The sequence below is a fragment of the Xanthomonas protegens genome, assembly GCF_038442435.1.
Classification (GTDB): domain Bacteria; phylum Pseudomonadota; class Gammaproteobacteria; order Xanthomonadales; family Xanthomonadaceae; genus Xanthomonas_A; species Xanthomonas_A sontii.
Genome location: NZ_JAQJCQ010000001.1, coordinates 157,003 through 168,644, shown reverse-complemented (window position 1 = coordinate 168,644; position 11,642 = coordinate 157,003). Strand labels below are relative to the sequence as shown.

The window sequence follows — 11,642 nt, the reverse complement described above, 5'->3', positions numbered from 1 at the left end:
CGGAACGGCGCGGGGGCAGGGCGGTCACGGCGCGTTGGCCGCCGGCCGCGGATGCACGTGGCCGCAGTTGGCGCAGGTGCGCAGCGATTCGGAGGCGTAGAAGCGCGCGAACACCGGCGGGAAGTCGGTCTCGATGTTCTGCAGCGGGAAGTAGGCTTCGTACAGCAGGTGGTTGCAGCGCTCGCAGAACCACAGCAGGCCGTCCTGCTCGTGCGGCAGGCGCCGCCGCTCGATCACCAGGCCGACCGAGTTCGCGCCGCGCTGCGGCGAGTGCGGCACCTTCGGCGGCAGCAGGAAGGTCTCGCCGGCGCGGATCGGGATCTCGCGCACCGCGCCGTCCTCCTGGATCTTCAGCACCATCTCGCCTTCGAGCTGGTAGAACCACTCCGGGCCTTCGTCGTAGTGGTAGTCGCTGCGCGCGTTCGGCCCGCCGACCACCATCACGATGAAGTCGCCGGCGTGGATGCACTTGTTGCCCACCGGCGGCTTCAGCAGGTGCCGGTGGGCGTCGATCCAGGCGTGCAGGTTGAGCGGGCCGGGGAGCATGCGGATCCTTGATCGAGATGGCGGAGCGGCGCGCCGCTCAGCGGTCCTCGCGGTCCTGGCTGATGCGCGCCAGGGCGGCATCGTAGCGCGGCGCCAGGTCGTCGATGCGGCCAAGTTCCATGCCCAGGTCGTGCACGCGGCCGTCGCGCAGACTGTAGACCCAGCCGTGCACGGTCAGTTCCTGGCCGCGCGCCCAGGCGTCGAGCACGATCGAAGTGCGGCTGACGTTGACCACCTGCTCGAGCACGTTGAGCTCGCACAGGCGCGCGTGCTGCACGTTGAGGTCGCCGGCCTGCTGCAGGCAGTGCTCGTGCTTCTCGGCCACGTCGGTGACGTGGCGGATCCAGTTGTCGACCAGGCCCAGCCGCGCGCGGGTCAGGCCCGCGTGCACGCCGCCGCAGCCGTAGTGGCCGACCACCAGGATGTGCCGCACCTTCAGCACCTCGACCGCGAACTGGATCACCGACAGGCAGTTCAGGTCGGTGTGCACGACCACGTTGGCGATGTTGCGGTGGACGAACACCTCGCCCGGCGCCATGTCGATGATCTGGTTCGCCGGCACCCGCGAGTCGGAGCAGCCGATCCACAGGTACTCCGGGGTCTGCTGCTTGGACAGGCGGCTGAAGAACTCCGGATCCTCGCGGTTGATGCGTTCGGACCAGGAGCGGTTGTTGTCCAGCAGTTGTTCGATTTTGCTCATAGCCCGGCATTATTCCAGAAGCCCGCGGCCGGTGCGCGGCGCGCGCCGACGCCGCTGCCCGGATCGCCGGGATCCGCATGCACGCGGCGCCTCAGTGCGCAGGCGCCGCCGGATCGGGCTTTTGCCGATCCCGCCGATGCGGCCCGCTGCGCAGACTTCCTCCACGCCCACACCGGGCATCAGCGGAGGATCCCATGGCCGACTTCAACGCGTTCTTTCCGACCCTGCTCAAGCACGAGGGCGGCTTCGTCAACGATCCGGTGGACCCGGGCGGCGCCACCAACAAGGGCATCACCCTTGCGACGTTCCGCGTCTACGCCAAGAGCCTGCTGCAACTGGAGCCGACCCTGGACAACCTGCGTGCGCTCACCGACGCGCAGGCCGGGGTGATCTACAAGACCTGCTACTGGAACGCGGTGCATGGCGATGAGATCGCGGTGCAGCCGCTGGCCAACATCCTGTTCGACTTCCAGGTCAACGCCGGCAACAACGCGATCAAGCTGCTGCAGCGCGTGCTCAACGCGCAGACCCCGACGCTGCAGCTGCCGGAGGACGGCAAGCTCGGCCCGGCCACGCTGGCGGCGTTGCTGGCGGCCGACCAGCGCGATCTCTATGCCCGCTACAAGCAGGGCCGGCGCGACTACTACCAGCGCCTGGTCGCGGCCAGGCCGCCGCTCGGCAAGTTCCTCAAGGGCTGGCTGGCGCGCACCGACTCCTTCCCCGACCTGAGCTGAGCGCGCGCGCGGCAAGCGTCGCCGATCCGCTGCCGTCGCCGACGGCGGCCTTCTTTCCCCAGGAGCGACCATGGCTGGACCGACCGCATTGAACGACCTGATCGAAGCGCTGGCCGGCGCCGTGATCGAGGCGCAGGACCGCATCGAGCAGCACCAGATGGCCAACCTCGGCGATTACTTCGACGAGTTCCACCGGCCCAAGAGCGTGATCATCCGCCTGCCGTCGCAGCACCCGCAGGCCGCCGAAGGCGACGAGGACTACTACCGCGCGCCGCTGCTGCCGCTGGTCTCGACCAACGTGCTGCGGATCAAGGACGTGGAGATCAGCTTCGATGCGCAGCTCGGCGACCTCGGCGGCCTGCAGTCCGCCGACGGCTTCTTCGCGCCGGAGTCGCCCGGCCCGCGCGGTGTCTGGCAGGCCAAGCGCACCGCCACCCGTTCCAGCGTGCGCGTGGATACCAGCGCCAGCGCGCGGAGCCAGCGCCAGAGTGCCGTCCACGTCGTGTTGCGCGTGGAGGGGACCGAACCGACTGACGGAGCGGCCAGATTGCTCAACCATCTGGCGCAGACGCAGGGCGTGTTCAAGACGGTCATGGCCGACAAGCCGGACGTCGCGGGCACGGACGATGTAACCAATCCCACCAACTAAGGAGTCACTGCAATGGCTGACGAACTCGTCAATATGTCAAGTCAATTCAAGGGTCTGCCGATGGGCGACCTGATCGGCGGTCCGCTCGATGCGGCCTGCGACGCGCAGGTCAAGCTGGCCCGCGCCACCGCCGATTTCATCCGCGTCATCGGCTTCCTGCCGCCCACCGATCCCAAGGATCCGCAGGGCAGCGGCGCGACCCGCACCGCCAGCTTCCGCTTCAAGCGGCCGGTCGACGACCCGGACAAGGCCGGCGGCATCGCCGAGGAAGAGGTCGAACTGGAAGTGCCGCTGCTGGCCATCGTCAACGTGCCCAGCCTGAGCATCCAGACCGTGGACATCACCTTCGACATGGAAGTGAAGTCGTCCTTCTCCTCGAAGGAGAAGACCGATGCCTCGGCGTCGATGTCGGCGGACGTGGAATACGGCTTCGGCCTGTTCAAGGCCAAGGTGCATATCCAGGGCTCGGTCTCCACCAGCAAGGAGAACACGCGCAGTTCGGACAACTCGGCCAAGTACCACGTCTCGGTGCATGCCGCGGACAAGGGACCGCCGGAAGGTCTGGCGCGGGTGCTGGACATCCTGCAGACCTCGGTGGCGCCGCGCAAGATCGGCAAGCCCGAGCCGGTTCCCGCGTAAGTCCATAGCGGTCCGTTGAACCATCTCGTCGGGGGACTCGTCAACGATGTTCGACCTTACTGAAGTCAAGTTCGTCAAGCGGGTCGTGGTCGGCAGCGACAACCCGACGCAGATGCAATCGCCCGAGCAGATCGAAGCCGCGCGGGCCTTGCTCAACCGCTGCCTGAGCGATTCGCCGAAGGGCGCGATCATCGGCACCGAGAAGAATTTCGCCGTGCTGCAGATCGGCGAGCACCAGGTGGTGATGCAGTGGCTGTGCTACCACGTCGGCTTCCCGCGCAAGCCCGGCTGGCTGAAGGACGACTGATGGCCAGCCTGCGCTGCGAGTTCGACCTGCTGCTGCAGGGGCTGTCGGCGGCCCTGCTGGATGCGCAGCGGCGCTGCCGAGCGCGTCACGCACAGGCCTTGCGCGCCTGCTTCGGCGCAGGCGAGACGCTGCCGGTGGCCTCGGACGCGGCCGAGCCGCCGACGCTGCAGATCCCGTTGTGGGAGCTGCGCGCCTGGCAATTGCCGCAGATCGGCGAACTGGCCCTGGCCTTCGACGTCGAACTGGACGTGGAGGAGGTGCCGGACGAGGCGCCGCGTCTGCTGCTGCAAGTGTTGCCGCGCCGGCCGCGGCGGCCCGGGCACCGCCTGCAGATCCTGTTCCGCGGCACCCACACCCCGGTCGGCGAGGTGCTGTTCGACGGTCAGCGGCTGAAGCTGTGGCAGCTGTCCGATGCGCCCGCCCCGCACGATCCCGCCCAGGAGACCGCACATGCGTAGACACGGCTTCATCCTGTCCCGGCACGACACCGACCTGTGGTGCCGAGAACTGCACATCGACCTGCGCTCGCTGGCCCGCGCGCAGCGGCTGCGCCGGCGTCGACGCCGGGCGCTGTGGCTGCTTGCCGTACTGTGCCTGGTGGCGGCCGTGGTGGCGCTGCTCTGGTTCGGTCTGTCCTGACCGCGCCCGTCGTTTCCTTTCGTATCCAACAGGAGAGTCGCATGCGTATCCGTTCGCGTGGTGTTGCGCGTTTCCCGCTCTGGCTGGCGCTGTGCCTGGCCATGCCGTTCGCCGCCGGTGCCGCACCGCAGGCGCCGACGCCTGCTGCGCCGGCCGCAGCGGCCAACGCAGACGCGCTGCCGCCCGGCGAATGGAGCGGCACCCTGGCGCTGGATGCGCAGCGCCTGGCCGCCGTGCGCCTGGCCCAGCGCGACGACAAGGCCAGGCTGATGTTCGGCTCGCCGTTGAACTGCGCCTTGCTGGTCAAGCCGCAACCGGGCGCCGGTTTCGCACTGGAATCGATCAATGGCGGCGCCTACTGCGACAAGCTGATGGGCAAGCCGCTGCGCGTGCAGCGCAGCGGCGACGACCTGCGCTTGAACGTCGACGGCAAGGACCTGCCGGTGGTGCTGCATGGCGATCCGGGCCAGCCTAGCCCGCTGCAGGGCACGTGGCGCGGAGTGATTCATACCGACTACAGCAATAGGGTCGTCGCCGTGCAACTGAGTGTCGCTGCAACCCCTCAGGCTCCCGGCAGCGCCACGGTGCAGCTGCGCTACGGCGCGCCGCGCGAGTGCAGGGTGCAGGGCCGCTACCTCGGCATGCGCGAAGGAGACGCGCTGTACGCGTTGGACATGAACAATCAGGGTGTCTGCACGCGTTTGAGCGACGGCCAGCTGACCCTGCGCGCCAGGCCGGACGGCGAGCTCGAACTGCAGACCGTTGACGGCGGCGGGAAGGGGCGGGAAAGCGCGCTGCTTGAACGCGTCCCCGCCAACCCTTAATCCACTGCGCAGACGCGCCGGCCGTCGTTTCCATCCAGGAGTCGTGCGATGAACCTCGTCTGGATCAAGACGCTGGCCGGCGCCGCGTGGCGCCGGCTCACCGCGGCCCGTCGTGCCGGACCGCGTCTGCCGCCGCCGGGCATCCTGCCGCAACTGCGCGCCGAGTGCGAAGCGATGGCGCGCTATGCGCTGGAGCACGGCATGGCGGTGCCGCCGGAGCTGATCGCCCGTCTGTCGGCGCTGCTGGGCGCCGGCACGCCGGACGCCGATGGCGGCGACATCGAGGTGCACGCGCACGAACTGGCGCTCACCCACCGGCGGTTGGCGCAACTGATCCGCCCGGCCACGCCGCAGGCGGTGTTCCTGCTCGACGCCGAGCGCCGCCGCCCGCACTGGGCGACCCTGCTCGGCCCGCTGCCGCTGGTGCGCGCGCTGACCACGACCTCGCTGCTGTTCCTGTTCGCGGTGGTGGCGACGGCCCTGTCCAGCAAGGTCAGCGCGGACAACGTGCGCCTGGGCTTCCTGGATTCCTCGGGCAGCGTGTTGCTGTGGAATGCGCTGTTCCTGCTGTTCTGCGCCGGCCTGGGCGCCTCGTTCTCCTCGCTGTTCCAGGTGCACCGCTATGTCGCCGACGCCAGCTACGACCCCAAGTACGACGCCTCCTACGGCGCGCGCATGATCCTGGGCCTGATCGCCGGGCTGATCCTGGTCGAAGTGTTGCCGCCGGATCTGTTCGAAAGCGGCAGCATGCGCAGTTTCGGCAAGCCGACCCTGGCGATGCTGGGCGGCTTCTCCGCGACCGCGGTGTACCGCCTGCTGCAGCGTCTGGTCGATCTGATGGAGACGCTGGTGCGCGGCGATACCTCGGCGCAGGCGCAGGCGTCGCTGGAAGTGCAGCGCGCCAGCAACGACACCGAGCGCATGCGCTGGCAAGGCGAGTTGGCCGCGCAGTTGATGGCGCTGCAGCAGTCGATCGAGGCCGGCACGCCGCCGGCGGCGATCCAGCAGCGGCTCGCCGAGTTCGCCCGCGGGATGCTGCAGGTGGAAGCCGCGCGTCTGCCACCGCCGCCATCGCCATCGCCGGCAGCGGACTGAACCCGACGGCGCGGTACCGGCGCATCGCCGGTGTTCCCATCATCATGCGTCGGCGCAGGACTTCGTTCTGCGTCACAGCGCGTGCGCGGTAGCACGGGATTCTGTCTACGAACCGAGACGAATGCGGCAATCCGCACAAGTTCAGCCGTCGTCGCCATTCATATCAGCCTGAAGCCGATGGCCGCCATGACACGGCGTGACAAGCTGAGAACGTAGCGCAAGCGCAGGTTCAGCGCTGTCGCATCGATTGAAAAAGGGGCGCGTCGCGCTGCAGGGGGACGCGGGTTGCCGCGCGGTCGCGCGTTGGGAGTTCCATTGCCAACACAGGTAGAGAATGAACACACGTATCGTGATTGCCGCCGAACGCAGCATCGTGCTGGAGGGCATGGTGGCCCTGCTCAACAACACGCCGGACATCGACGTGGTCGGCCACGCGGTCGACGGACTGGAGTGCGTGCAACTGGTGACCCGACGGCAGCCGGATATCGTGCTGATGGACGTGATGCTGCCGGGCCTCAACGGCATCGAGGCCACCCGCCGGCTGCTGCAGCGCAGCCCGCGCAGCAAGGCGATCTGCATCGCCGCCTCCGATGCCGCGGCCAACGTGCGCGCCGCCATCGATGCCGGCGCCAAGGGCTACCTGGCGCGCAACAGCACCTTCCACGAATTGCTGCGTGCGATCCAGCAGGTCGGCAACGATCAGCTGTACATCAGCCCGCAACTGTCGCAGTCGCTGGTCAGCGAGTACCGCTGTCCGCCCGGCGATGCCGTCTCCGCCTACACGCTTCTGACCTCGCGCGAACGCGAGATCGTGCAGTTGCTGTCCGAGGGCCTGTCGACCAAGGAGATCGCCGCGCGCCTGCACATCAGCGTCAAGACCATCGGCACCCACCGCGAACACATCATGCTCAAGCTGGGCATGCAGAGCATCGCGCAACTGACGCGCTATGCGATCCGCGAAGGTCTGTCGCCGCTGGAGGGAGGCAGGGCCAGTGCGCGCCATGTCGGGCACGACCGGCAAGGACCGGCCAGCCGTTGTGGGTGAGGCGGCGCACGCCGCCGCGGGCCCTGTAGCGGTGCGCACAACTGCATGGTCGGCCGCGCTGCGTGGCGGCGTGGTTCAGTCCGGACGTCGCGCGTGCATCAGCGCCGCGACGGCCTGCGCGCCGGTGTCGGCCCGGGCCTGCAGCGCCTCGCGTACCGCGGCCTGGTTCGCTGGCGGATGGTTCTGGCTGAGCTTGAACTTCAATTCGACCCGCTCGACCTCCAGGCGAAAGCCGACGATGCCGCGCAACTGGCGCCGGTGCGCGTCGTTGTCCGGCTCGTAGCGCCAGTCGCTGCCCAGCGCGCGTTCGTGGCGTTCGCTCAGCCGCGCCACCACATCGGCCAGCATCGCTTCGTCGTCGCTGGGCTGCAGGTGTCCGTGCAAGTGCGCGGTGGCGTAGTTCCAGGTCGGCACCCGCGCCATCGTCTCCTTGTCCGGATACCAGCCCGGGGAGACGTAGGCATGCGGGCCGTGCACGATCAGCAAGGCCGGCCCGGCGTGCCGCGCCTGCGGGTTGGCCCGCGACCAATGGCCTTCGACCAGGATGCGTTCACTGTCGCGCCGGTACAGCACCGGCAACGGCGTGGCGCAGGGCAGGCCGTCGGCGACGGTGACCAGGGTGGCGAACGGGTGGTCCGCGATCAGCGCGTCCAGCGCGCCCAGGTCGTGTTCGGCGAAGGCGGGCGCAACGTGCATCGCAGCAGGATCAGGCGCGCGCGCCCAGGGTCTGGGTCATGCGCCCGCGCAGGCCGGCGTCGTCGTCGGCCTGCGGCGGCGACACCTCGCCCAGCGAGAAGCCGCGCGCTCGCGCATCGTCCTCGTCCAGGCCATCGAAGGCGACGAATTCGGCATCGAACAGCGCCGCGCGGGCGGTGTCCTCGCTGTCGTAGCTGAGGGTGTTGCCGTCGCTGTCCAGCACCTCGGCGGTGCCAGCTTCGCGCACGCGCAGGCGTGCCCACACCAGCAGGCGGCCGAGGCTGGCCAGGTACCACTGATCGTGGGCGGGAGAATCTGAGGTCATGGAATCACCAGGGAAAGCAGCCAGAGCAGGGCGGCCATGCCCAGGCCGAAGAAGATGGTCATCAGCGACAGCCAGGCCGGCGTCGCCAGCCCAGAGAGCCCGCGGTCGCCGAGCGGACGGTAGCGCCGCGCCAGCAGCCAGCCGAGCGCGACCGGCTTGAGGAAGGCGCCCGGGCCGAACGCCGCCACCAGCGGCGGATGGCGGTCGCGGATGTGCACCAGGGTCAGCGGCCAGAAGATCAGGAACGCGCTGGCCCCGGCGATCGCCACACCGACGAAGCACAGCGCGAAGAACAGGATCATGGCGCGCGCTCCCCGTGCCCGCTCAGAACTCGGCGCTGCCCGGGGCGCGCGGGTAGGGGATGGCGTCGCGGATGTTGCTCAGCCCGCACACGTACACCACCAGCCGCTCGAAGCCGAGGCCGAAGCCGGCATGCGGCACCGTGCCGTAGCGGCGGAAGTCGCGGTACCAGCCGTAGTGCTGCGGATCCAGGCCGAACTGCAGCATGCGCGCGTCGAGCACGTCCAGGCGCTCCTCGCGCTGGCTGCCGCCGATGATCTCGCCGATGCCGGGGGCCAGCACGTCCATCGCCGCGACGGTCTTGCCGTCGTCGTTCAGCCGCATGTAGAAGGCCTTGATGTGCTCGGGGTAGTTGGTCACCACCACCGGGCGGCCGACGTGCTGCTCGGTCAGCCAGCGCTCGTGCTCGGTCTGCAGGTCCAGGCCCCATTCCACCGGGAACTCGAACTTCTGCCCGGACTTCTGCAGCAGGCCGATTGCGTCGCCGTACTCGATGCGCTCGAACGGCGAGTTGATGAAGGTCTCCAGCTTGCTGATCGCGGTCTTGTCCACGCGCTCGGCGATGAACGCCAGGTCGTCGGCGCGCTCGTCCAGCACCGCGCGGAACAGATACTTGAGGAAGTCCTCGGCGACCCGCGCGTCCTCGGCCAGGTCGGCGAAGGCGATCTCCGGCTCGATCATCCAGAACTCGGCCAGGTGCCGGGTGGTGTGGCTGTTCTCGGCGCGGAAGGTCGGGCCGAAGGTGTAGACCTTGCTCAGCGCCAGGCAGTAGGCCTCGACGTTGAGCTGGCCGGACACGGTCAGGAAGGTCTCCTTGCCGAAGAAGTCGCGGCCGAAGTCGACCTGGCCCTGCGCGTCGCGCGGCAGGTTGGCCATGTCCAGGGTGGAGACGCGGAACATCTGCCCGGCGCCTTCGGCGTCGGAGGTGGTGATGATCGGCGTGCTGATCCAGTTGTAGCCGTTCTGGTGGAAATAGCGGTGCACCGCCTGCGCCAGGCAGTTGCGGATGCGCGTCACCGCGCCGAACAGGTTGGTGCGCGGGCGCAGGTGCGCGACCTCGCGCAGGAACTCCGGCGACATCGGCTTGGGCTGGATCGGGTAGGTCAGCGGGTCCTCGACCCAGCCCACCACCTCGACCGCGCTGGCCTGGATCTCGTACGACTGGCCCTTGCCCTGCGACTTCACCAGCACGCCCTTGGCGATCAGCGAGCAGCTGCCGGTGAGCCGCTTGACCTCGTCGAAGTTGGGCAGGGCATCGGTCGCCACCACCTGGATCGGGGCGAAGCAGGAGCCGTCGGACACGTTGATGAAAGCCAGTCCGGCAGATCCGCGCAGCGTGCGCACCCATCCCCGTACCGTGACTTCGCCGCCTTCCGGGATCTTCCCGGCCAGCGCATGTGCAACGCTCACCACCGTCATGACTTGAATCCTCGCCGCAGCGACTCGATATGGAAGGGGCAAGTGTACTGGCTGGAGCGCAGCGCTTGCGAGGCGTGGCGGCGATCGGTCGCCAACCTTCCTATAATGTCCGCTCGCAGTCGCCGGAGTCGTTCGTCATGGCCATCCGTCTCACCCCCGTCGCCCACGCCCGCGTGCAGCGCTTCGTCGCGCAGACGCCTGGCGCGCTGGGCTTGCGTTTCGGCGTGGAGCGCACCGGCTGTTCGGGGTGGGGCCACGTCACCGACCTGGCGCGCGAGGCGCGTCCGGACGACGCGGTGTTCGAGCAGGACGGCGTGCGCATCTATGTCGATGCCACCAGCCTGCCGCTGGTGGACGGCACCGAGATCGACTTCGCCAAGCAGGGCCTGGGCGAGACCTTCGTGTTCCGCAACCCGAATGCCACCGCCGAGTGCGGCTGCGGCGAGAGCTTCACCACCGACGCCGCGCACGCCGGCACGGCCTGAGCGTCGCCGCTGCGGCGGCGCGGCCTCCTTGTGGAGGACGCGGGGGGGGGCGGTCCGGTTTTCGCATGCCACTGCCTGAGTTCCTCCATCACCACATGCCTAAGCGCTGTGCTTCGCGCAGGAACACGGCGTCTGCGATTGCTGAGGCGGACCCCGCGCCTGGCGCTACGAGGGGCCGTTCTGCTGCGCCGGCGATGGCCCGCAGTCGCTGGTCGGTCTCGCTATTCCGGGCCCCGGGTCCCGGGTCCCGGCGTCATCGAGTCAGGACATCACCCGGCGGCCCGCCACGGCACCTTGTCCGCAGCGGCACTTCTGCGCCATAATGTGCGGCTTCCTGCCTTCCCGGCAGGAGTCCTTGCCCCACCGCCGTCGCACCGCGGGGGGCTGTCCGGCCGCAAGGCCACATCCGAAAGGTAAACACCATGAGTCGTCATTACGAAATCGTGTTCCTGGTCCACCCGGATCAGAGCGAGCAGGTCCCGGCCATGATCGAGCGCTACAAGTCGCTGGTCGAGAACGGCAAGGGCACCATCCACCGTCTGGAAGACTGGGGCCGCCGCCAGCTGGCGTACCCGATCCAGAACCTGGTGAAGGCCCACTACGTCATGCTGAACATCGAAGTGGACCAGGCCGTGCTGAGCGAGCTGGTCGAGAGCTTCCGCTTCAACGACGCCGTGCTGCGCCACCTGGTGATCAAGCGCGACGGCGCCGACACCGAGCAGTCGCTGATCATGAAGAGCAAGGACGAGAAGGCCGACAAGCCCGAGCGCGGTGAGCGCCGTCGTCGCGACGACGAAGAGGGCGATGCGCCCGCCGCCGCCACCGAAACCGACGGCGACGCCGCCGAAGCCGCCTAAGGAGCACGCTCATGTCCAAGTTCTTCCGTCGTCGCAAGTTCTGCAAGTTCACCGCCGAGGGCGTCAAGGAGATCGACTACAAGGATCTCAACACCCTGCGCCAGTACCTCACCGAGAACGGCAAGATCGTGCCGAGCCGCGTGACCGGCACCAAGTCCAAGTACCAGCGTCAGCTGGCCACGGCGGTCAAGCGCGCGCGTTTCCTGGCGCTGATCCCGTACACGGACAACCACGACGTCTAATTCCGGGTCTCCCGGAGCGATACGGCCCGCACCCTCCGGTGCGGGCATTCAAGCGAAGTCTGGCGATTAGAAAAGTGCGGTGTCGGTCGGGCGCAATCCCGACTCGCCAATCCCCAATCCCGGCTTCTCCTATTCGGACA

At 68.6% G+C, this 11,642-nt stretch carries 18 protein-coding genes; 12 read left to right on the top strand and 6 right to left on the bottom strand.

Annotated elements, in window-relative coordinates; all coding sequences use genetic code 11:
- Positions 1 to 24: 24 nt before the first annotated feature.
- Together PIQ37_RS00770 and can are read right to left on the bottom strand one after the other, a co-directional pair.
- Complete coding sequence (locus tag PIQ37_RS00770) at positions 25 to 546, bottom strand: 3-hydroxyanthranilate 3,4-dioxygenase (protein ID WP_342071985.1); 522 nt, start codon at positions 544 to 546, stop codon at positions 25 to 27.
- Between the two features lie 37 nt (positions 547 to 583).
- On the bottom strand, positions 584 to 1,246 hold the full coding sequence (can, locus tag PIQ37_RS00765; RefSeq protein WP_342071984.1) for a carbonate dehydratase: 663 nt from the start codon (positions 1,244 to 1,246) through the stop codon (positions 584 to 586).
- Between the two features lie 194 nt (positions 1,247 to 1,440).
- Between can and PIQ37_RS00760 the strand changes: the two genes are divergently transcribed.
- The 9 genes from PIQ37_RS00760 (at position 1,441) to PIQ37_RS00720 (ending at position 7,178) form a co-directional block, all read left to right on the top strand.
- Positions 1,441 to 1,980, top strand: coding sequence for a glycoside hydrolase family 108 protein (locus PIQ37_RS00760; protein WP_342071983.1), 540 nt, complete (start codon positions 1,441 to 1,443; stop codon positions 1,978 to 1,980).
- Between the two features lie 70 nt (positions 1,981 to 2,050).
- Positions 2,051 to 2,629, top strand: a complete 579-nt coding sequence (locus PIQ37_RS00755) for a DUF2589 domain-containing protein (protein WP_342071982.1) — start codon at positions 2,051 to 2,053, stop codon at positions 2,627 to 2,629.
- Between the two features lie 12 nt (positions 2,630 to 2,641).
- Complete coding sequence (locus tag PIQ37_RS00750; protein ID WP_342071981.1) at positions 2,642 to 3,268, top strand: DUF2589 domain-containing protein; 627 nt, start codon at positions 2,642 to 2,644, stop codon at positions 3,266 to 3,268.
- 46 nt (positions 3,269 to 3,314) lie between these two features.
- A complete protein-coding gene (locus tag PIQ37_RS00745) occupies positions 3,315 to 3,575 on the top strand; it encodes a hypothetical protein (protein ID WP_048492013.1) in 261 nt (86 codons plus the stop codon).
- Complete coding sequence (locus PIQ37_RS00740) at positions 3,575 to 4,033, top strand: hypothetical protein (protein ID WP_342071980.1); 459 nt, start codon at positions 3,575 to 3,577, stop codon at positions 4,031 to 4,033. The genes PIQ37_RS00745 and PIQ37_RS00740 overlap by 1 nt, the downstream gene beginning before the upstream one ends.
- Complete coding sequence (locus PIQ37_RS00735; protein WP_017910929.1) at positions 4,026 to 4,214, top strand: hypothetical protein; 189 nt, start codon at positions 4,026 to 4,028, stop codon at positions 4,212 to 4,214. The genes PIQ37_RS00740 and PIQ37_RS00735 overlap by 8 nt, the downstream gene beginning before the upstream one ends.
- A gap of 41 nt (positions 4,215 to 4,255) precedes the next feature.
- Positions 4,256 to 5,038 carry a hypothetical protein gene (locus PIQ37_RS00730; RefSeq protein WP_342071979.1) on the top strand — a complete coding sequence of 261 codons (783 nt, stop codon included), beginning with the start codon at positions 4,256 to 4,258 and terminating at the stop codon, positions 5,036 to 5,038.
- Positions 5,039 to 5,212: 174 nt separating this feature from the next.
- Positions 5,213 to 6,133 carry a hypothetical protein gene (locus tag PIQ37_RS00725; protein ID WP_407136456.1) on the top strand — a complete coding sequence of 307 codons (921 nt, stop codon included), beginning with the start codon at positions 5,213 to 5,215 and terminating at the stop codon, positions 6,131 to 6,133.
- 334 nt (positions 6,134 to 6,467) lie between these two features.
- The gene (locus tag PIQ37_RS00720; protein ID WP_148828588.1) at positions 6,468 to 7,178 is read left to right on the top strand and encodes a response regulator; all 711 of its coding nucleotides are present in this window, start codon (positions 6,468 to 6,470) and stop codon (positions 7,176 to 7,178) included.
- A 75-nt stretch (positions 7,179 to 7,253) separates the two neighbouring features.
- On the opposite strand, the gene PIQ37_RS00715 is transcribed toward PIQ37_RS00720, so the two are convergent.
- From PIQ37_RS00715 to asnS, 4 genes are read right to left on the bottom strand one after another with little or no spacing between them, the layout of a single operon-like run.
- Positions 7,254 to 7,874, bottom strand: a complete 621-nt coding sequence (locus PIQ37_RS00715) for an FMN-binding negative transcriptional regulator (RefSeq protein ID WP_342071977.1) — start codon at positions 7,872 to 7,874, stop codon at positions 7,254 to 7,256.
- A gap of 10 nt (positions 7,875 to 7,884) precedes the next feature.
- Positions 7,885 to 8,199: a hypothetical protein gene (locus tag PIQ37_RS00710; RefSeq protein WP_342071976.1), complete on the bottom strand. Its 315-nt coding sequence runs from the start codon at positions 8,197 to 8,199 to the stop codon at positions 7,885 to 7,887.
- Entirely contained in the window at positions 8,196 to 8,501 is a 306-nt protein-coding gene (locus PIQ37_RS00705; RefSeq protein ID WP_017907180.1) for a hypothetical protein, read from the bottom strand. The genes PIQ37_RS00710 and PIQ37_RS00705 overlap by 4 nt, the downstream gene beginning before the upstream one ends.
- Before the next feature lie 22 nt (positions 8,502 to 8,523).
- Positions 8,524 to 9,918 carry an asparagine--tRNA ligase gene (asnS, locus tag PIQ37_RS00700; RefSeq protein WP_017907179.1) on the bottom strand — a complete coding sequence of 465 codons (1,395 nt, stop codon included), beginning with the start codon at positions 9,916 to 9,918 and terminating at the stop codon, positions 8,524 to 8,526.
- Between the two features lie 137 nt (positions 9,919 to 10,055).
- On the opposite strand from asnS, the gene PIQ37_RS00695 reads away from it, so the two are divergent.
- The 3 genes from PIQ37_RS00695 to rpsR all read left to right on the top strand — a co-directional run bounded on the left by PIQ37_RS00695 (position 10,056) and on the right by rpsR (position 11,502).
- A complete protein-coding gene (locus tag PIQ37_RS00695; RefSeq protein ID WP_342071975.1) occupies positions 10,056 to 10,403 on the top strand; it encodes a HesB/IscA family protein in 348 nt (115 codons plus the stop codon).
- A 422-nt stretch (positions 10,404 to 10,825) separates the two neighbouring features.
- Positions 10,826 to 11,260, top strand: coding sequence for a 30S ribosomal protein S6 (rpsF, locus tag PIQ37_RS00690; protein WP_010342529.1), 435 nt, complete (start codon positions 10,826 to 10,828; stop codon positions 11,258 to 11,260).
- Between the two features lie 11 nt (positions 11,261 to 11,271).
- Positions 11,272 to 11,502: a 30S ribosomal protein S18 gene (gene rpsR / locus PIQ37_RS00685; RefSeq protein WP_002804494.1), complete on the top strand. Its 231-nt coding sequence runs from the start codon at positions 11,272 to 11,274 to the stop codon at positions 11,500 to 11,502.
- Positions 11,503 to 11,642: the final 140 nt, after the last annotated feature.